General features: G+C 61.4%; 15 protein-coding genes and 1 riboswitch. Of the genes, 9 read left to right on the top strand and 6 right to left on the bottom strand.

Annotated features, from left to right (window positions below; translation table 11 throughout):
* Window position 1: 1 nt before the first annotated feature.
* From nhaC to G5332_RS07635, 4 genes are all read right to left on the bottom strand, one after another.
* Window positions 2-1,465 carry a Na+/H+ antiporter NhaC gene (gene nhaC / locus G5332_RS07650; RefSeq protein ID WP_216952772.1) on the bottom strand — a complete coding sequence of 488 codons (1,464 nt, stop codon included), beginning with the start codon at window positions 1,463-1,465 and terminating at the stop codon, window positions 2-4.
* A 114-nt stretch (window positions 1,466-1,579) separates the two neighbouring features.
* Complete coding sequence (locus G5332_RS07645; protein WP_421259328.1) at window positions 1,580-2,602, bottom strand: LacI family DNA-binding transcriptional regulator; 1,023 nt, start codon at window positions 2,600-2,602, stop codon at window positions 1,580-1,582.
* A gap of 270 nt (window positions 2,603-2,872) precedes the next feature.
* Window positions 2,873-3,049 (bottom strand): hypothetical protein, encoded by a 177-nt coding sequence (locus G5332_RS07640; protein WP_005340085.1) that lies wholly within the window; start codon window positions 3,047-3,049, stop codon window positions 2,873-2,875.
* A 506-nt stretch (window positions 3,050-3,555) separates the two neighbouring features.
* Window positions 3,556-4,833, bottom strand: coding sequence for a cation:proton antiporter (locus G5332_RS07635; RefSeq protein WP_019446508.1), 1,278 nt, complete (start codon window positions 4,831-4,833; stop codon window positions 3,556-3,558).
* Between the two features lie 216 nt (window positions 4,834-5,049).
* Between G5332_RS07635 and metH the strand changes: the two genes are divergently transcribed.
* Both metH and rimK read left to right on the top strand, forming a co-directional pair.
* Window positions 5,050-8,745 carry a methionine synthase gene (metH, locus tag G5332_RS07630; protein WP_421311210.1) on the top strand — a complete coding sequence of 1,232 codons (3,696 nt, stop codon included), beginning with the start codon at window positions 5,050-5,052 and terminating at the stop codon, window positions 8,743-8,745.
* Between the two features lie 231 nt (window positions 8,746-8,976).
* On the top strand, window positions 8,977-9,873 hold the full coding sequence (gene rimK / locus G5332_RS07625; protein ID WP_005340088.1) for a 30S ribosomal protein S6--L-glutamate ligase: 897 nt from the start codon (window positions 8,977-8,979) through the stop codon (window positions 9,871-9,873).
* Between the two features lie 95 nt (window positions 9,874-9,968).
* Here the strand turns inward: rimK and G5332_RS07620 are convergent, their stop codons facing one another.
* Window positions 9,969-11,213, bottom strand: a complete 1,245-nt coding sequence (locus G5332_RS07620; protein ID WP_421311209.1) for a sensor histidine kinase — start codon at window positions 11,211-11,213, stop codon at window positions 9,969-9,971.
* Window positions 11,210-11,878 carry a response regulator transcription factor gene (locus G5332_RS07615; RefSeq protein WP_042032226.1) on the bottom strand — a complete coding sequence of 223 codons (669 nt, stop codon included), beginning with the start codon at window positions 11,876-11,878 and terminating at the stop codon, window positions 11,210-11,212. The genes G5332_RS07620 and G5332_RS07615 overlap by 4 nt, the downstream gene beginning before the upstream one ends.
* Window positions 11,879-11,966: 88 nt before the next feature.
* Here G5332_RS07615 and G5332_RS07610 point away from each other — a divergent pair, with 88 nt between their 5' ends.
* The 7 genes from G5332_RS07610 (at window position 11,967) to thiS (ending at window position 19,912) form a co-directional block, all read left to right on the top strand.
* Window positions 11,967-12,389, top strand: a complete 423-nt coding sequence (locus tag G5332_RS07610) for a hypothetical protein (protein WP_346202516.1) — start codon at window positions 11,967-11,969, stop codon at window positions 12,387-12,389.
* Window positions 12,390-12,475: 86 nt separating this feature from the next.
* A complete protein-coding gene (locus G5332_RS07605) occupies window positions 12,476-12,961 on the top strand; it encodes a hypothetical protein (RefSeq protein WP_368209630.1) in 486 nt (161 codons plus the stop codon).
* A 260-nt stretch (window positions 12,962-13,221) separates the two neighbouring features.
* Complete coding sequence (aerA, locus tag G5332_RS07600; protein WP_421311223.1) at window positions 13,222-14,685, top strand: aerolysin AerA; 1,464 nt, start codon at window positions 13,222-13,224, stop codon at window positions 14,683-14,685.
* Between the two features lie 251 nt (window positions 14,686-14,936).
* Window positions 14,937-15,049, top strand: a riboswitch (TPP riboswitch).
* A gap of 280 nt (window positions 15,050-15,329) precedes the next feature.
* Window positions 15,330-17,321, top strand: a complete 1,992-nt coding sequence (gene thiC / locus G5332_RS07595; RefSeq protein ID WP_421311208.1) for a phosphomethylpyrimidine synthase ThiC — start codon at window positions 15,330-15,332, stop codon at window positions 17,319-17,321.
* Window positions 17,318-18,925 (top strand): thiamine phosphate synthase, encoded by a 1,608-nt coding sequence (thiE, locus tag G5332_RS07590; protein WP_421249460.1) that lies wholly within the window; start codon window positions 17,318-17,320, stop codon window positions 18,923-18,925. The genes thiC and thiE overlap by 4 nt, the downstream gene beginning before the upstream one ends.
* Complete coding sequence (locus tag G5332_RS07585; RefSeq protein WP_421249461.1) at window positions 18,915-19,709, top strand: HesA/MoeB/ThiF family protein; 795 nt, start codon at window positions 18,915-18,917, stop codon at window positions 19,707-19,709. Before thiE ends, G5332_RS07585 begins: the two co-directional genes overlap by 11 nt.
* Window positions 19,706-19,912, top strand: coding sequence for a sulfur carrier protein ThiS (gene thiS / locus G5332_RS07580; RefSeq protein WP_421249462.1), 207 nt, complete (start codon window positions 19,706-19,708; stop codon window positions 19,910-19,912). The genes G5332_RS07585 and thiS overlap by 4 nt, the downstream gene beginning before the upstream one ends.

The raw sequence follows: 19,912 nt of genomic DNA, 5'->3' as shown, positions 1-19,912 counted from the left end.
CTTATCGCTCCTCCGCCACTGTCATGGTCCGCGGCTCCCCTGTCACCTCTTTCCGGTCTGCATGGGCGATGCCAATACCGGTAAAGCCGTAGCCCAGGGCAAAGAAAAGGGCGGCATAGCACTGGATGGCCCAGGGGAGGTAATCGAGCGTCGGGATGCCAAGGGTGCCCGCCATATAGACACCAGCAGCCGTCCAGGGGATCAGGGGCTCAATCACGGTGCCCGCATCCTCTATGGTGCGGGAGAGGTTCTTGGTATCCAGCCCCATGCGACGGTAGGCGTCCTGAAACAGCTCGCCCGGGATGAGCAGGGCCAGCTTGCCGTCACTGGTGGCACCGGTGACCAGCAGGGTGGTGGCAATGGTCGAGGCGATCAACTGGCCAGTGGAGTGAATAAGGGTCAGCAGGCGATTGATGATGAGGTTGAGCGCCCCCGTCAGGGTCAGTACACCGGCAAAGGAGAAGGCGCAGAAGACCAGCAGAATGGTGCTCATCATCGAGAACATGCCACCGCGATTGAGTAGGCGGGGGATATCGGGGAGCAGCTGGCTGACGTCATGACCCAGTGGGGTGAACATGGTGAGGTTGAAGCCGTCGATCAGGGCATTGAAACCGGACTGTAGCGGCAATCCCTGCAACGTAATCCCGAGGATAATGGCGATGGCGCTGGCCAGCAGCATCAAGGGAATAGTGGGCTTCTTGGCGATCGCCCCCCACAGCACAATCAGCGGGGGCAGCAGCAGGAGAGGATTGAAGTGGTAGAGCTGCTCCAGTGTGGACAGGATGGTGATGACCTTCTCCGGTGTGGCCACCTCTTCACCGATGACTGAAAAACCGGCGACGAAGAAGACGCCGGCAGCCAGCAGGAAGCTGGGCAGCGTGGTCCAGAGCAGGTGCTGGATATGGGCGTAGAGGGTGGTATCGGCCACAATGGCGGCGAAGTTGGTCGAATCGGAGAGAGGAGAGATCTTGTCGCCGAAATAGGCGCCTGACACCACGGCCCCGGCTGCCGCTGCCAGCGAAACATCCAGACCGTGCGCAACCCCCATCAGGGCTACCCCGACGGTGCCCGCTGAGCCCCAGGAGGTACCGGTACAGACCGAGACCAGACTGGTGATGAAGAAGGCCGCAATGAGAATGTATTGCGGGCTGATCAGCTTGAGCCCCCAATAGACCATGTAAGGGATGGTGCCGCTGAACATCCAGCTGCCAATCAATCCACCCACACAGACCAGGATCAGAATGACCGGCATCGCCTTGGCCAGCTTCTGGACGATGGACTGGATGATCTCGTCCCAGCTATATCCCTGCCAGCAGGCGAGCAGTGCTGTGAAGATGGCGGACAGCAGGAGCAGTGGCTCAATGCGCAATCCCATCAGAACATAGCCAACGATCAGGAGCCCCAGCATCACCAGAATGGGTAATGTGGCAAGCCCCAGGGTCAGGGTCTTTCTCTCTTGTTTCATCACAGTTGATCCATCGCTTCAGAACATGGCGCCATTGTGGGGCGAGCAGCCTGGTGGAAATGTGAGCCTTGCACGCCAGCTATGTAACCGGTTACATGGTGTTCTGGAACGTGATCATGGTCGCAGAAGGGGAGGTTGCGTCAGGGGCATAACCGACTCGCGAATGACCAGTGCAGGGGTGAACTCATGGATCTCCGGGCCCGGGTCCTGCTGTTGCAGTCGGGTGATGGCCAGCTCGGCAGCCCGTTTGGCCATGGTCTCAATGGGGTAGTGCAGAGTGGTCAGTGTCGGGTAGAGGTAGCGGGCCAGCATGATGTCATCGAACCCGATAATCGACAGGTCTTCAGGGATCCGTCGCCCGCATTTTCTCAGGTGCGACATCATGCCTGCCGCCATCACATCGTTGAAAGTGAGCACGGCGGTTACCTCGGGGCACTCAGCAAGCAAGCGCACCGCCGCCTGTTCGCCCCCCTCCTCGGTAAAGGGCTGGCTGATAACCCACTGTGGTTTGAGTGCCAGATGATAGTGAGCCATTCCTTGCTCATATCCCTCCAGGCGGAGCTGCCGATCGGCGATGGGCAAATCACAGGTGATGAAGCCGATCCGGCGATGACCTTGAGCCACCAGATGGTCGACGGCGGCTCGGGTGCCTGCCCGGTTGTCCAGCCAGACACTGCGGTGAGCCAGCTCGGGCAGATAGCGATTGATGGGAATGAGTGCTGGCATGTGTGAGGCGTAACGGAGCAGCAGTTCGTCAGAGAGGCGAGTGGTATGGGCAACGATGGCTTCGCAGCCCTGATTGATCAGAAACTCGAGCCCATACTGCTCCTGCTCGCTTTGATGGGACCCGCTACAGACCATCAACCGAAAGCCGTGCTGCCGGCTGATGGCTTCTACTCCGCGGGCCAGTCTGGCAAAGAAGGGATCAGCCAGATTGCCGGTCAACAGGCCGAGCATATTGCCGCTGCGTTTTGCCAGAGCCACTGCCGCCATGTCGCGTCGATAGTCGAGCGCACGCATTGCTTTCTCTACCCGTTCCCTGGTCGCCGGTTCAACATGGGCAGAGTTATTGATCACTCTTGAGACGGTTGCCGTCGAGACCTTGGCGAGGGTTGCGACCTGTCTGATGGTGGCCATCTGATTGCCTTGTTCATACTCCGGAGATAAGGGGCTCTCTTATAACGACAACTCGGTATGTCAGCTACCTCTTGCGGTTCGCTTTACTGCGATTTGTGATCGGAGTGGCACATTGGTGGTTTGCAAGGCGAATGAGATAAAGAGGCTAAGGGAAGGAGCAGAGACGATGCGGGGTGTACTATCACCAGATGATGGCGGAGGGGGATAAGCAAAGAGGCCGCCGTGAGTTGCGGCCTGTCTGCATCGGGCGCTGCCGGAGGGCAGGCAGGATCAGTTGAGGTCTTCGATGGAGAACTCGCCAGCGATACCATCACAGGAGATGGCGAAACCGCCGCTGAAGCGGGTGCTGAACTGGATCAGAAACGCATCATTGTCGTGCTCTTGCACAGGCAGGTTGATGGGCTTGCTGCGACGCAGGGGCTTGTGTGTTTGTACTGCTTTCATCATGGTATTTCTCTATATAAATTAGGTGTTTGCTCCTTGTATTGGCAAATGTCAGGTCAATGGGCGCGGTCGATTGGGTGAACGACAAGCGCGCAGGAATACCCAGCCCGGTTAAGGGGCGTCTGCACTTTCAAGGAATATGCTGATGCATAAATCAAATTGGGTGGGCAGATCGGGTCTGCACCGTGAGAGCCGGGCAACGCAGGCAGACAGCCTGACGGTTCTCAAGGCGAGTAAATCAGAAGAAGGTTATGCGGGTACTGGCAGGATTCATCGTGAGGTGAAGCATTGCAGGATAAACATAAACAGGGCTGATTAACTAGCCGGCGCGCATTCTCTCCTCGAAATGAATAAAAAGCAAACAATAATTTGCCGATGTTGAAGTCAGTACGCTTTTCCTCTGTGTAATCAAGGGGCTATCAGCAGCAAATATTCGCATCTATCCGCCATAAAAAGAGGGCTCCCGACGGGAGCCCTCTCTCATTCTGCAACCTGCACAGTGGGCCGACTCAGTAGTCGCCACAGGCCTTCTTGGCGGCCGTGATCATCGGGGTGATGGTCATGCCTTGCACCACGATAGAGAACATCACCACCGAGTAGGTCATCACCAGGATGACCTCCCGCAGGTCGACGCCATGTTCCGGGATCATCATGACGCCGGAGGGGAGTGCCAGCGCCATCGCCATGGCCAGACCACCGCGCAGGCCACCCCAAGTGAGGATCCGTACCGAGAAGGTGTTGTAATTGCGGAATCGGCGGAAAGCCACATAGGGCAGCGACACGCTGATAAAGCGGGCACCCAGGCAGAGCGGCACCGCAATGACCAGCAGGATCCAGTCACGCCAGGCGAGATCCAGCAGTACCAGTGCCAGACCGATCAGCAGGAACAGCAGGGCGTTGAGGAACTGGTCCATCAACTCCCAGAAGTGATCCAGGTGGTGGCTGCTCTGCTCGGAGAAGCCGGAGTGACGGGTCCAGTTGCCGATCATGATGCCGGTGACCACCATGGCCAGTGCGCCGGAGACGCCGATCATGTTGGCAAAGGCAAAGCCGGCGGTCGGGATGCAGAGGGTCAGCAGCAGCTCCAATGAACCGTCGTCGGTGGCACTGATCATCACGTGGGCGATGAGGCCCAGCACGGCACCGAACAGGATGCCACCGAGGGCTTCGTGCAGGAACAGACCGGCCACGCTACCGAAGGTGGGCTCGACCCCGCCAAAGGCGACGGCAAACACGGTAGCGAAGATCACGAGGCCAACACCGTCGTTGAACAGGGATTCCCCTTCGATCTGGATGGCGATCTGGGGTGGCGCCTTCATCTTCTTGACGATGGCCAGGACGGCAATCGGGTCAGTGGGGGAGATCAGCGCGCCGAACAGCATGCAGTAGACCAGCGGCAACTCCCAGCCCAGCAGCTTGGCGATAAACCAGAAGCCGTAGCCGATGAGGAAGGTGGAGAGCAGGGTGGCAATGATGGCCAGAATGGTGATCTCCCACTTCTGGCTACGCAGCGCCTTGAGGTTGATGCCAAGGCCACCGGCGAACAGCAGGAAGCCCAGAATCCCCTTCAGCAGGAAGTTCTGGAAGTCGATGCTCTCCATGGTCTTGACGGCAAGAGGTTCCAGATTGAACCAACCCAGTTTGCCAAACAGCACCAGCAGTGCGGAGATCAGCATGGAGCCCGCAGTAATGGCGATGGTGGTCTGGATCTTCACAACATACTGGTTGGCAAAGGCGATAAAAATCGCCAACGCTGCCAGAAAACAGAGTGTGTAGTAGACGCTCATAGTTATTTTTTTCTCGTTGGTAGACAGCAAGCACGTATCCCTATGCAGGACGGGCATAGGTTACTCTCGGGCCCTATGTTACTCATTACCCATAAATGAGTATATGGTGGCACGTTTGGACTGATAGACGGCTAGATTTCCATTTTATTTGTTTGCTGTTAGGATGCTGTTTACGCAGTTGCATGGATGTAAGAGGAACACGCGGTGTCGAACGTAATGTCGAGCAGAGAGCCGAGCAAGCAGTCGGACGTAACAAAGAAGCTGGAAGCCTGCCTCAGGGAGCGGATCCTGATCATCGACGGGGCCATGGGCACCATGATCCAGGGCTACAAACTCGGGGAGGCGGATTATCGGGGTGAGCGGTTTGCCGACTGGCATACCGACATCAAGGGCAACAACGATCTGCTGGTGCTGACCCGTCCGGCGGTGATCCGCGAGATCCACGAGCAGTATTGCGCTGCCGGGGCCGACATTCTCGAGACCAACACCTTCAACGCCACTCGCATCGCCATGGCCGATTACGAGATGGAAGAATTCTCGGCCGAGATCAACAGGGAAGCCGCCCGTCTGGCCCGCGCCGTGGCCGACGAGTGGACGGCAAAAGATCCCGCCAAGCCGCGTTTCGTGGCAGGGGTGTTGGGCCCCACCAACCGCACCGCCTCCATCTCGCCGGATGTGAACGATCCCGGCAAGCGCAACGTCACCTATGACCAGCTGGTGGCCGCCTATACCGAATCGACCCACGCCCTGATCGAGGGCGGCGCCGACATCATCCTGATCGAGACCATCTTCGACACCCTCAACGCCAAGGCCGCCGCCTTCGCGGTGGAAGGGGTGTTCGAGGCGCTGGGCTACAGCCTGCCGGTGATGATCTCCGGCACCATTACCGATGCCTCTGGTCGTACCCTCTCGGGCCAGACCACCGAAGCCTTCTACCACTCGCTGCGCCACGTCAAACCGGTATCGTTCGGCCTCAACTGTGCGTTGGGGCCGGACGAGCTTCGCCAGTATGTGGAGGAGTTGTCTCGCATCAGCGAGACCCATGTCAGCGCTCACCCCAATGCCGGTCTGCCCAATGCCTTTGGCGAGTACGATCTGGATGCCGCCGAGATGGCGGAGCATATCCGCGAGTGGGCCCAAAGCGGCTTTCTCAATATGGTTGGCGGCTGCTGCGGCACCACCCCGGCCCATATTCGTGCCATGGCTGGCGCGGTTGCCGGCATCAAGCCGCGCGCTTTGCCCGAGCTGCCGGTGGCCTGCCGCCTGTCGGGTTTGGAGCCGCTGATCATCACCCCAGAATCCATGTTCGTGAACGTGGGGGAGCGCACCAACGTCACCGGCTCGGCCAAGTTCAAGCGGCTGATCAAGGAGGGGCTCTACGACGAGGCGCTCGACGTCGCCAAGCAGCAGGTGGATAACGGCGCCCAGATCATCGACATCAACATGGACGAGGGGATGCTGGACGCCGAAGCGGCCATGGTGCGCTTCCTCAACCTTATCGCCGGCGAGCCGGACATCGCCCGGGTGCCGGTGATGATCGACTCCTCCAAGTGGGAGGTGCTGGAGGCAGGCCTCAAGTGCGTGCAGGGCAAGCCGGTGGTCAACTCCATCTCCATGAAGGAGGGGGAGGAGAAGTTCATCCAGCAGGCCAGATTGCTGCGCCGCTACGGTGCTGCCGTTATCGTGATGGCGTTCGACGAAGCGGGTCAGGCCGACACCCGCGCCCGCAAGTTCGAGATCTGCCAGCGAGCCTACCGAATTCTGGTGGATCAGGTCGGTTTCCCGCCGGAAGACATCATCTTCGACCCCAACATCTTCGCGGTGGCGACCGGTATCGACGAGCACAACAACTACGCGGTGGACTTCATCGATGCGGTGAAGGACATCAAGGAGAACCTGCCCCACGCCATGATCTCCGGCGGTGTCTCCAACGTCTCGTTTTCATTCCGTGGCAACGAGCCGGTGCGGGAAGCGATTCACGCCGTCTTCCTCTACCACGCCATCAAGAACGGCATGGACATGGGGATCGTCAACGCCGGTCAGCTCGCCATCTATGAAGACATTCCGGCCGAGCTCAAAGAGAAGGTCGAGGCGGTGGTGCTCAACCTCAATGGCAACGCCACCGAGGAGCTGCTGGCGATCGCCGAGAAGTATCGCGGTGCCGGCGCCCAGGCGGAGGATCCGCGGGATCAGGCGTGGCGCAGCTGGCCGGTGGGCAAGCGGCTGGAACATGCGCTGGTCAAGGGGATCACCGACTTCATCGAAGAGGATACCGAGGAGGCGCGCGCCCAGGCCGAGCGGCCGCTGCACGTCATCGAAGGGCCGCTGATGGATGGCATGAACGTGGTCGGCGATCTGTTCGGCGCCGGCAAGATGTTCCTGCCGCAGGTGGTGAAATCGGCCCGGGTGATGAAGCGGGCGGTCGCCTATCTGCAACCCTATATCGAGGCAGAAAAATCGGGTGGCTCCAGCAACGGCAAAATCGTGCTGGCGACCGTGAAAGGGGATGTGCACGACATCGGCAAGAACATCGTCGGGGTGGTGCTGCAGTGCAACAACTTCGAGATCATCGATCTCGGAGTCATGGTCCCCTGCGAGACCATCCTCAAGACCGCGCGGGAAGTGGGGGCCGACATGATCGGTCTCTCCGGTCTCATTACCCCGTCGCTGGACGAGATGGTGCACGTAGCCAAGGAGATGGAGCGTCAGGGCTTCAAGCTGCCGCTGCTGATCGGTGGTGCCACCACCTCCAAGGCCCACACCGCGGTGAAGATAGAGCAGAACTACTCGGAGCCTGTGGTCTATGTCTCCAACGCCTCCCGCGCGGTAGGGGTGGCCCAGAGCCTGCTCAGCCCGGATCTGAAGGAGGCGTTTGTCGCCCGCATCGACAAGGAGTACGAGATCGCCCGGGATCAGCATGCCCGCAAGCAGCCGCGCTCCCGTCCGGTCAGTCTGGCTCATGCCCGCGCCAACCGGCACCAGCTGGACTGGGTTGGCTACCAGCCGCCCAAGCCCCGCGAGCTCGGGGTGCAGAAGTTCGAAGATGTGCCCATTTCGGTGCTGCGCCCCTACATCGACTGGACGCCGTTCTTCCTCAGCTGGGAGCTGGCGGGCAAGTATCCGCGCATCCTCGAGGACGAGATTATCGGCGAGGAGGCGACCAAGCTGTTTGCCGACGCCAACGCCATGTTGGATCAACTGGAAAAAGATCAGAGCGTGCGCTGCGCCGGGGTGATCGGCCTGTTCCCGGCCAACGCGATAGGAGACAGCATCGAGGTCTACAGCGACGAGTCGCGCACCGAGGTCATCAAGGTGCTGCACCACCTGCGCCAGCAGAGCGAGAAGCAGGGCTTCCCCAACTACTGTCTGGCGGACTATGTGGCGCCGAAAGAGAGCGGCAAGCCCGACTGGATCGGCGCCTTCGCGGTGACCGGCGGTATCGGTGAGGAGGCCATCGCCAAGGCCTACAAGGCGCAGCACGATGACTACAACGCCATCCTCATTCAGGCGGTGTGCGACCGTCTGGCCGAGGCGTTTGCCGAGTACCTGCACGAGCAGGTGCGCAAGGTGCACTGGGGTTATGCTCCCGACGAGGCCCTCAGCAACGAGGAGCTCATTCGCGAGAACTATCAGGGCATCCGCCCGGCCCCCGGTTATCCGGCCTGCCCGGAGCACACCGAGAAGGGGAGCATCTGGGAACTGCTGAAGGTGGAGCAGGCTATCGGCATGCAGCTCACCGAATCCTACGCCATGTGGCCGGGGGCGGCGGTATCGGGTTGGTACTTCTCTCATCCCGAGAGCAAATACTTCGCGGTGGCGCAGATCCAGCACGATCAGGTGGAAGATTACGCCGTTCGCAAGGGGATGACGCTGGCAGAGGCCGAGCGCTGGTTGGGGCCAAACCTGAACTGACTCCCGTGTGACACCGGTTGATCTTTAACGAGAAACGGCGGCATCCTTGCACTGGTTGAACAACCTGCGCAGAGCCGCCGTTTAACCTGTTGGTCACAGTGATGTGGTAGCGTGCGGTTTGGTGTGGTTTGTCTTGTTGTCAGGATAAACAATTGGCGTTGCCTTGGCGCTGTGGCACCTTATACTCTCCCGCCCCATCCTGCCCAGGCACAGCCTTCTAGCGGAATTGTCATGAAGATCGCCATTTTATCCCGTGAGCCGAAAAACTACTCCACCCGCCGTCTGGTCGAGGTGGCACAGGCGCGCGGTCATCAGGTAGAGGTGCTCGACACCCTGCGCTGCTATATGAATATCGCTTCCCACAACCCTTCCATTCACTACGAGGGGGGGGAGCTGGGAAGTTATGACGCCGTGATCCCGCGGATCGGGGCCAGCATTACCGCCTACGGCACCGCCGTGCTGCGCCAGTTCGAGATGATGAACACCATGGCCCTCAACAGCTCGGTGGCCATCAGCCGCTCCCGCGACAAGCTGCGGGCGATGCAACTGCTCTCCCGCCATGGCATCGGCCTGCCCATCACCGGCTATGCCCACAGCACCCACGACGTGCCCGACCTCATCACCATGGTGGGCGGGGCGCCGCTGGTGGTGAAGCTGCTGGAGGGAACCCAGGGGATAGGCGTGGTGCTCTGCGAGACCCAGAAGGCCGCCGAGAGCGTGATCGAGGCCTTTATCCAGACCAACAACAACATTCTGGTGCAGGAGTATATCCGCGAGGCCAATGGCGCCGACATCCGCTGTCTGGTGGTCAACGGCAAGGTGGTTGCCGCCATGCGCCGTCAGGCCCAGCCGGGGGAGTTTCGCTCCAACCTGCACCGTGGCGGCACCGCCGAGGCGATCAAGATCACCCCGGAAGAGCGCGCGACCGCCGTGCAGGCCGCCAAGATCATGGGGCTGGATGTAGCGGGGGTGGATATCCTGCGCAGCGCCCGTGGCCCGCTGGTGCTGGAGGTCAACTCCTCTCCTGGATTGCAAGGGGTGGAAGCCGCCTCCGGCAAGGATGTGGCCGGCAAGATCATCGAGTTTCTCGAACTCAAGGCGAGCCGCAAGAACAAACCGGCGGAGTGAGCCTCAGGCTTGCATCCGTCAGATAGAAACAGGGCGCCCTCGGGCGCCTTGTTGCTATCTGGCTGGTGGGTTGGCGGTGCCACTGCGCCCTCACCCTAACCCTCTCCCAAAGGGAGAGGGAACTGTTCGGCAGTGATCATCGCCAGCCGGGCGCTAAATACGCCATCCTCGAGCCGGGTGTCGATTTGCCAGCCGAGTTTCTCGCAGATGCGCTGGATGATGGTGAGGCCACAGCCGTAGCCGAGGATCTGATCCGGCGCCGCCGCCGTCGGGTTGCTGATGGTGAGCACCGGGCCACACAGCTCGATGTCGATATGTCCTTCGGCATAGCTCAGGGCATTTTTCAGCAGGTTGCCGAGGGCGATGGCGAGCAGGGAGAGGGGGGCGTTTACTTCGCTGCTCTCGTCCAGATTAAGCCGGATATCGAGGGCCTCCCGCTGCAACAGCGGGGCGAGGCGGGCCAGCTCCTGACGGATCAGCGGGGTGACCTGTTGCAGCGGTCGCTCCACCGCCTCCTTGCGGCCCAGCAGCAAAAAGGTCTCGGTGAGCAGGGCCATCTCGTCGGCGGCGGCCCGGATGCGGGTGACGGCGCGCTCGGCGGGGGCGGGCAGATCGTTCACCTTGCCGAGCAGGGCGGCCGAGCCCTGGATCACCATGTTGGGAGTGCGCAGCTCATGGCTGGCAAAGCGGCTGAACTCCTGCTCGCGGGCAAACACGGCACTCACCTCCTGCTTGCCGGCCAGCAGCGCCAGCTCGATATCCCTGAGCTCCTGCCAGGGGGCATCGGGGATGAAGTCCGCCTGATCCGGGGTGAGGTGGGCGACCCTGTGTTGCAGCCGCTGCAGCGGCCCGGTGATATGGCGTACCAGCCAGATGCCGAAGCCGAGGCAGCCCAGCAGTAGCGCCAGCCCGATCAGCCGGGTGGCCAGATGCAGCTTGTCCTCGTAGGGGTCGAGGTAGTCATCGGCATCGTCGTTGAAGACCAGATAGAGCATCCCCTTGCCGGAGGGGTGGCGTGCCACCAGAAAGTGTTTGTCCTCCTTGCCCAGCTGGTGCTCGAAAAAGCCGGGGGTCTGGTAGGGTTGCAGCCACCTAGGCAGGCGTCCCGACTCGGTCCAGTAGCTGGAGAACTGGCGCGGGCTGGGCGCCGCCGCCGCGGCCCCGAGGCGCAGCCAGTCGTCGCTGTAGCGGGTTACTTCCGCCTCCAGCCAGTGGCGCAGACTGAGCTCCTCCATCTTGTCCTCGGCCACCATCATCAGGCCGGAGAGCAGCACCAGCAGCACCACGCCAGCCCCGCCGAGCGCCATGATGAGCCGGTGGCGCAGGCTCGGCAGGCTCATGCGCTCACCAGTCGGTAGCCCTGACCGTGCAGGGTTTCCAGCATGGGGGTGGGGAAGGGTTTGTCGAGGGTGTTGCGCAGGGCGTAGATGTGGCTGCGCAGGGCGTCGGAGTCGGGCTCCTCCTCTCCCCAGACGGTGTCGAGCACCTCCTGACGAGTGACGATGGCCGGCGCGCGGCGAGCCAGCAGCGCGAGGATCTGGAACGGGATCTTGCCGAGCTTGAGGGGAACGCCGGCACGGGTCGCCTGACCGCTGGCGGCATCGACGGTCAGCTCGCCAAAGGTGATGGCGCCGATGTCACCGCGGGGGCCGCGCAGGCTAAGGGCTTGCAGCCGCACCTCCAGCTCCTCCATGGCGAAGGGCTTGACCAGATAGTCGTCGCCACCGGCCTTGAAGCCTGCCAGCTTGTCTTCCAGACTGTCGCGTGCAGTGAGAAACAGCACCGGGGTCGAGATCCCCTCTTCACGCAGGCGGGCGACCGTGCTGAGCCCGTCGAGACGGGGCATCATCACATCCATGATGATGACGTCGAAGCGCTGTTCGGCCAGCAGTTGCAGTGCCGCCTGACCGTGATAGGCACAGTCCAGCCGGTGGCCGGCCAGCTCCAGATAATCCATGATGGTTTCTGCCACCTGAGGATTGTCTTCCACTACCAAAATCTTCATGCTTTGTACTCCTGGTTGGCGAGCAGCTTCACGCTCTTTTCACACCGGATACATCATCCTGTCGCCAGTGTAACCCCGAGGATCCACGATGAAGAAGTCTCTCTGTGCTCTCCTGCTGCTGATCTTGCTGCCGCTCGGATCTGCGCAGGCTGCCGAATTCAAACTGACCGGCCGCACCACCTGGCAGCTTGGCCAGTTGATGGTCAACGGCATGCCGTTCGTGATCGACGACCAGACCCGCTTCAAGGATTGGCTCAACGAGGATGATCTCGGCGGCACCTGGGTCGAGATGAAGGGGGTGGTGGAGAACGGCGTGCGTTATGTACGCAAGGTCGAAGCCCTCGACGAAGATGACAAGGACGAGATGGATCTGGAGGGGCCGGTGGAAGGGGGGCGGATCTGGGGCTACACCACCTCGGACAACAGTCTGGCGCCGTTCGAAGGGCGCTGGCTGGAGCTGGAGTGCAAGTTTGACGGCATGCGCCTGAGCCGCTGCCGCGAGGATGACTGATCCGATCTCTGCGTTCCGATTAGAAATGCTCCCGAATGAAGCCCATGCTTGTCCAGCATGGGCTTTTTGTTCAGGGACGAACGAAGATGGAACAATCGAGAAAGTGGTGTGCATGGATGCTGGGTGTGCCGCTCTGGGCGGCGCAGGCGGGAGCTGACGAATTGTGGCTGGTGGAGCTGGAGCACAGCGATGGCATCCGCCTGCAATTTCAGGGGGCCGAGGTGGAACAGGGCAGTGCCGCCATCTGGCGGCAGGGGGAGATTTGGCCGCAGCCACTCAAACCCGGCGACCAGCTCGCCCTGCTGGTGGCCGATGGCGTTGCCACCCGGATTGAGCTGCTGGCGGCCAGAGCCCCGCGGGCCAATCAGCCTTGGCAGCGGGCGCAAGATCGCCTGCAATCCTTCGATGACCGGCAGCTCACCCTGGCCACCCTGGGCACTGTGCCACTCAATCCGCAGGTGCGCTGGGTCAACGGTTCGGCCGCCGATCTGCATGCCGGGAGCGAGCTGGTATTGATCCGTTCGGCGGATGGAATATTGCAGGGAATTGAAGTGATCAATCCGGAAGAGTAATTCAGCATCTTCTTATTTAATATAGTTTCACCATATTGTGGCAGCCATTAAATAATGGCTGCCACAATATTTATGATTTATTCCTCAATAAAGTCATCGCTCTAATTATTTTCCTGTATCACCATTATTTTATTTGTCATGGATGTTTTTTGGTGGTTTATTTTATTTGTGTCAGGTTTTGTCGGAGTCCATACCTGTCAAATGAAAAAGGATATTTCTACACAATAACAATTATCGTATGTCTGAAAGAGGGATAAATGATGAATAGAATAATTACCGCCAATCTGGCGTTTTTGGCGTCTTCATTGATGCTCGCTCAGGTGCAGGCGGCTGAACCTGTCTACCCTGATCAGGTCAAGTGGGCGGGTCTTGGGACGGGCGTCTGTGCCAGTGGTTACCGTCCTCTGACCCGCGATGAAGCCATGAGTATCAAGGGTAATCTGGTCAGCCGCATGGGGCAGTGGCAGATCACCGGGCTGGCGGATCGCTGGGTGATTATGGGGCCTGGATATAACGGCGAAATCAAACAGGGCTCTGCTGGAGAAACCTGGTGCTATCCCAACTCACCGGTTTCCGGAGAAATACCAACACTCTCTGTCTGGAATATTCCGGCGGGAGATGAAGTCGATGTGCAATGGCGGCTTGTCCATGACAATGATTATTTTATCAAGCCGGCCAGTTATCTCGCCCATTATTTGGGATACGCCTGGGTAGGTGGAAATCATAGCCCCTATGTCGGGGAAGATATGGATGTTACCCGGGTTGGCGATGGCTGGCTGATAAAGGGAAATAATGACGGCGGCTGCTCCGGATATCGTTGCGGGGAGAAGAGCTCCATCAAGGTAAGCAACTTCTCATATACCCTGGAACCCGACTCCTTTAGTCACGGCCAGGTCACCGAGAGCGGCAAGCAGCTGGTGAAGACCATCACGGCCAATGCGACCAACTACACGGATCTGCCTCAGCAGGTGGTGGTGACCCTGAAGTACGACAAGGCCACCAACTGGTCGAAGACCGACACCTACAGCCTGAGCGAGAAGGTGACCACCAAGAACAAGTTTCAATGGCCGTTGGTAGGTGAAACCGAACTGGCCATCGAGATCGCTGCGAGTCAGAGCTGGGCTTCCCAGAAAGGGGGCTCGACGACCGAGACCGTCTCGGTTGAAGCGCGCCCCACGGTGCCGCCTCACTCCAGCCTGCCGGTGCGGGTTGCCCTCTACAAGTCCAACATCTCCTACCCCTACGAGTTCAAGGCCGAGGTCAATTATGACCTGACCATGAGGGGCTTCCTGCGTTGGGGCGGCAATGCCTGGTATACCCATCCGGAGAATCGCCCCACCTGGGAGCACACCTTTGCCGTCGGCCCGTTCCGCGACAAGGCCAGCAGCATCCGCTACCAGTGGGACAAGCGTTATATCCCGGGTGAAGTGAAGTGGTGGGACTGGAACTGGACCATCAGCGAGTATGGTTTGTCGACCATGCAGAATAACCTGGGTCGTGTGCTGCGCCCGATCCGTTCGGCAGTGACCGGTGACTTCTATGCCGAGAGCCAGTTTGCCGGCGATATCGAAATCGGTCAGCCCCAGACTCGTTCCGCGAAGGCTGCCCAGCTGCGCAGTGCCTCTGCCGAGGAGGTGGCGCTTACCGGTGTGGATCTGGACAGCGAGGCCCTTGCCAACGAAGGGTTTGGCAATGTATCCCTGACCATAGTTCCGGTTCAATAACCTCACTCGCAGGCCCCTTTCATAGGGGCCTGTTTCTGTTTGCCCTGCGCCCCTCGATTTTCCCTCTTTTTCTCCTCTTGTCCCTGAATGATCACAACAGAAAGCTATGGCGTGCCAAGTTGATGCCAACGCAGGTTTGACCTTTGTTTGGGGTGGCTCCGTGGCGAGGCATTGTTCACTCATTTGTTGAAAGAGGCGTGTTGGCCAGATTGTTAACGGCTTGTGCTTTAGATTTTCCCCCTTATACTGGCGCCATCTTGTCGGAGTGCTGACCGTCGAACGACGCGAAGCTGAGACCGTTAATTCGGGATCCGTGGAACCTGATCAGGTTAAAACCTGCGAAGGGAACAAGGGTAACTTGCGGGTTACCGCGCCGGAGGAGGAACAAGCCTCTTCCGCTCATCAAAGGGCTCACCCTTGATGGGTCAGGGCGCACAGGAGGGAGTCTGTCCCGTCCGGTTTTCCAGCATGTGGGGCGCCTTGCCCACAGCGTGCAGAGAGCGGGAAGCGACAGAACAGCAGCGCGGAGATCTATCCCGCGCGCACTCCCTCCCGAGATAAACACCCCGCCGCAAGTTCATCTTCTCCTCGAACTCCAGACAAGCAAACACCCATAACTTCAACCAGTTAATGTGAGTTTTGCTATGTCTACTTCCGTATCTGATACCGCCAAATCCAGCCGCCGCGAGCAGCGCTCCAGCGCCCAGGCCTTTATCGACAGCCTCAAGGGGATGGCTCACCCCAACTCCCGCCGCATCTTTATCGAGGGCTCCCGCCCCGATATTCGTGTTCCCCTGCGGGAGATCCAGCTGGCCGACACCTTCGTCGGCGGCACCAAAGAAGATCCCAAATTCGAACCCAACGAGCCGGTGCCGGTCTATGACACCTCTGGCCGTTACGGGGAGGAGGGGGTCGCCATCGACGTGCGCCGCGGCCTGCCGCGCCTGCGGGAAAACTGGGTGCTGGAGCGGGATGATACCGACGAACTGCCGGGGCTCAGCTCCACCTTCACTCAGGAGAGGCTGGCCGATGAGGGGCTGGATCACCTGCGCTTCGAACATCTGCCAAAGCCGCGCCGCGCCAAGCCGGGTCGCCGGGTCACCCAGCTCCACTACGCCCGGGCCGGTATCGTCACCCCCGAGATGGAATTTATCGCCATTCGCGAGAACATGGGGCGCGAGCGGGTGCGCTCCGAGCTCCTGCGCACCCAGCATCCGGGCCGCGATTTCGGTGCCCGTTTGCCCCAGAACATCACCCCCGAATTTGTGCGCGATGAGGTGGCCGCCGGTCGCGCCATCATCCCCAGCAACATCAACCACCCGGAAGCGGAGCCGATGATCATCGGCCGCAATTTCCTGGTGAAGATCAACGCCAACATCGGCAACTCGGCGGTCACCTCCAGCATCGAAGAGGAGGTGGAGAAGCTGGTCTGGTCGACCCGCTGGGGCGCCGACACCGTGATGGATCTCTCCACCGGTCGCTATATCCACGAGACCCGCGAGTGGATCCTGCGCAACAGCCCGGTGCCCATCGGTACCGTGCCCATCTATCAGGCGCTGGAGAAGACCAACGGCATCGCCGAAGACCTCACCTGGGAGCTGTTCCGCGACACCCTGCTGGAGCAGGCCGAGCAGGGGGTGGACTACTTCACCATCCACGCCGGCGTCCTGCTGCGCTTCGTGCCGATGACCGCCAAGCGCCTCACCGGCATCGTGTCGCGCGGCGGCAGCATCATGGCCAAGTGGTGCCTCTCCCATCACAAGGAGAACTTCCTCTACCAGCACTTCCGCGAAATCTGCGAGATCTGCGCCGCCTATGACGTGGCCCTGTCGCTGGGCGATGGTCTGCGTCCGGGCTCCGTCTATGACGCCAACGACGAGGCCCAGTTCGCCGAGCTGCGCACCCTGGGCGAGCTGACCAAAATTGCCTGGGAGTACGACGTGCAGGTGATGATCGAGGGCCCCGGCCACGTGCCGATGCATATGATCGAGCGCAACATGACCGAGCAGCTGGAGCACTGCCACGAGGCACCGTTCTATACGCTGGGCCCGCTCACCACCGACATCGCGCCCGGTTACGATCACTTCACTTCCGGCATCGGTGCGGCGCTCATCGGCTGGTATGGCTGCGCCATGCTCTGCTACGTCACCCCCAAGGAGCATCTGGGGCTGCCCAACAAGGAGGATGTGAAGCAGGGGTTGATTACCTACAAGATCGCCGCCCACGCCGCCGATCTGGCCAAGGGGCATCCGGGTGCCCAGATCCGCGACAACGCTATGTCCAAGGCACGTTTCGAGTTCCGCTGGGAGGATCAGTTCAATCTGGCCCTCGACCCCGACACCGCCCGTGCCTACCACGACGAGACCCTGCCGCAGGAGTCCGGCAAGGTGGCTCACTTCTGCTCCATGTGCGGGCCCAAGTTCTGCTCCATGAAGATCACTCAGGACGTGCGCGACTACGCAGCAAAGCTGGAGGCCGTTGAGATCAAGCTGGTCGGCATGGATGGCCAGCAGGAGCAGGTGGTGGCTCAGGTGGCGAGCGGCATGGCCCGCATGGCGGAAACCTTCAAGGAGACTGGCGGCGAGATCTACCATCAGGCGGCGGCGCTGAAACAGGCCGCAGGGGAGGAGGCGTGAGCAGCGCAAGCGGGGCTGTCAGCCCCGCCGATCTGCTGCCTGTGACGCAGGCCCGCCCCGTGGTCTGGACCATCGCCGGTTCCGACTCCGGCGGCGGCGCCGGCATTCAGGCCGACTTGCACACATTGCACGACCTCGGCGTGCACGGCTGCTCGGTCATCTCCGCCATTACCGCCCAGAACTCGGTGGTGGTGAAGATGGTTGACCCCGTGCTGATGCAGACCTTCACCACCCAGATCGACGCCCTCGGCGTCGATCTGCCGCCCGCCGCCATCAAGATCGGCCTGCTGCCGACCCGGCTGCACGTCGAGGTGCTGGCCCGCCGACTGGCGGCCACCCCGGCCCCCTTCGTGGTCTACGACCCGGTGGCCATCGCCAGTACCGGCACCCCGATGGCGGAGCCGAATATGCTGGAGGCGGTGCGCGAGCAGCTGTTGCCGCGCCTCTCCTTGATCACCCCCAACGGCCCCGAGCTGGAGGCCCTGACCGGCTTGCCGGTCAGCAGCCCCGAGCTGGTGCGCTTCGCCGCCCGGCAGCTGCGCGAATTCGGCGCCCGTGCCGTGCTGGTCAAGGGTGGCCATCTGGGCTGGAGCGGCGATCTCTGCCTCGACTACTACCAGGATGAGACCCGCGAATTCTGGCTGGCGGCGCCGCGCCTCGATACCCGCCACGGCCACGGCACAGGTTGCTGCTACGCCAGCGCCATCGCCGCCGTGGTGGCGCAGGATTATCCGGTGGAGGACGCCATCACCCTGGCACGGGCCTACTTGCAACAGGGCTTGGCGGCGGCGCAAGGGGTGGGGGCAGGCCCGGGGCCCATCGCCCATCTTGGCTGGCCCGCCGATCTGGCTCACTTCCCCCGCGCCGTATTGGCGGGTTCAACGCTCGATCACCGCTTCGGGCTTTATGAAGTGAGCAGTGCCCGCCTGCCGGATGGCCCCTTTGCCGCCACCGAACACCACCTCGGCCTCTATCCGGTGGTGGACTCGGTCAAGTGGCTGCGCCGCCTGCTGGGGGCTGGGGTCAAGACCATCCAACTGCGGATCAAGAATCTGCCCGCCGCCCAGGTGGCACCAGCCATTCGCGATGCGGTTGAGCTCGGTCGCCGCCATGGCGCGCGGCTCTTTATCAACGACTACTGGCAGCAGGCCATCGAGGCGGGCGCCTGGGGAGTGCATCTGGGGCAGGAGGATATGGAGACCGCCGATCTCGCCGCCATTCAGGCGGCGGGGCTGCGCCTTGGCATCTCCACCCACGGCTACTTCGAGCTGATGCGGGCCCGCGAGCTTGCCCCCTCCTATATCGCGCTGGGCCATATCTTCCCGACCAACACCAAGGCGATGCCGTCTCGCCCGCAGGGGTTGGTGCGGCTGCACCGCTACCGCGCCCTGATGGCGCAGTGGCCGACGGTGGCCATCGGCGGCATCAGCGAGGAGCGGGTGGCGGCGGTCAAGGCAAGCGGGGTCGGCAGTATCGCGCTGGTCTCGGCCATTACCGGAAGCCGAGATTGGCAGGGGGCGACCGAGCGGCTGCTCGCGGCCGTGGGAGCGGGGGATGAGCCGCGCTCGGCCACCGTTATACAGGAGGCAGAACATGCACTCTGATGCCGCTTCCCTTAGTGACAAAGAGTATCTGCGATACGGTCGCCAGCTGATGCTGGCGGAAGTGGGCGAAGAAGGGCAGGCGCGGCTTAAGGAGAAATCGGTGCTGATCGTCGGCCTCGGGGGGCTTGGCTCGCCGCTCGCCCTCTATCTGGCTGGCGCCGGGGTGGGCACCTTGTGGCTGGCTGATGGCGACACGGTGGATTCCAGCAATCTGCCGCGCCAGATCCTGTTCGATAGCGAGGCGGTCAACCACTCCAAGGCGGAGCTGGCCCGCGAGCGTTTGGCCGCCCACAACCCGCTGGTGGAGCTGATCGCCATCAACCAGCGACTCGATGCCGCCAGCCTGCCGGAGTTTGTGGCCGAGGCAGATCTGGTGATCGACTGCTGCGACAACCTCGCCACCCGCCAGGCCATCAACGCCGCCTGCGTGAAGCAAAGCAAGCCCTGGATCTCCGCCGCCGCAGTGGGTTGGCAGGGGCAGCTGATGGCGCGCACCAGCAGCGATCACGCCTGCTACGCCTGCCTCTATCCGCTGGATACCAAGCTCGCCCAGAGCTGCGAGACCAGCGGCGTCACCGGCCCGCTGGTTGGGGTGATGGGCTCCTTGCAGGCGCTGGAGGCTCTGAAACTGCTGTTCGGGATGGCAAGCCCGGTCGCTGGCACATTGCGCCGCTTCGATGCGTTGACCCATCAGTGGCAGACCCTCACGCTGGTCCCCGATCCCGATTGCCCGGTTTGCGGACAGCGCCGATGCCCGACACACGATAAGGAGATCACCCCATGACCTTGACCATTCGACTCAACGATAAAGCCCAGTCGCTGGCGGCAGGGCAGAGTGTGGCCGACCTGCTGGCGGCGCAAGAAGTTAATCCACAGGGAGTGGCGGTGGCCCTTAACGGCGCCGTGCTGCCCCGTGGCCGCTGGGCCGAGACCCGTCTCAATGACGGGGACGAAATTCACCTCTTTACCGCCATTGCCGGAGGCTGA

Source organism: Aeromonas sp. 603757 (genome assembly GCF_049171255.1).
Classification (GTDB): domain Bacteria; phylum Pseudomonadota; class Gammaproteobacteria; order Enterobacterales; family Aeromonadaceae; genus Aeromonas; species Aeromonas veronii_A.
Note: the sequence above shows the minus strand (reverse complement) of the source record. Positions and strands in the feature narration are given on the sequence as shown.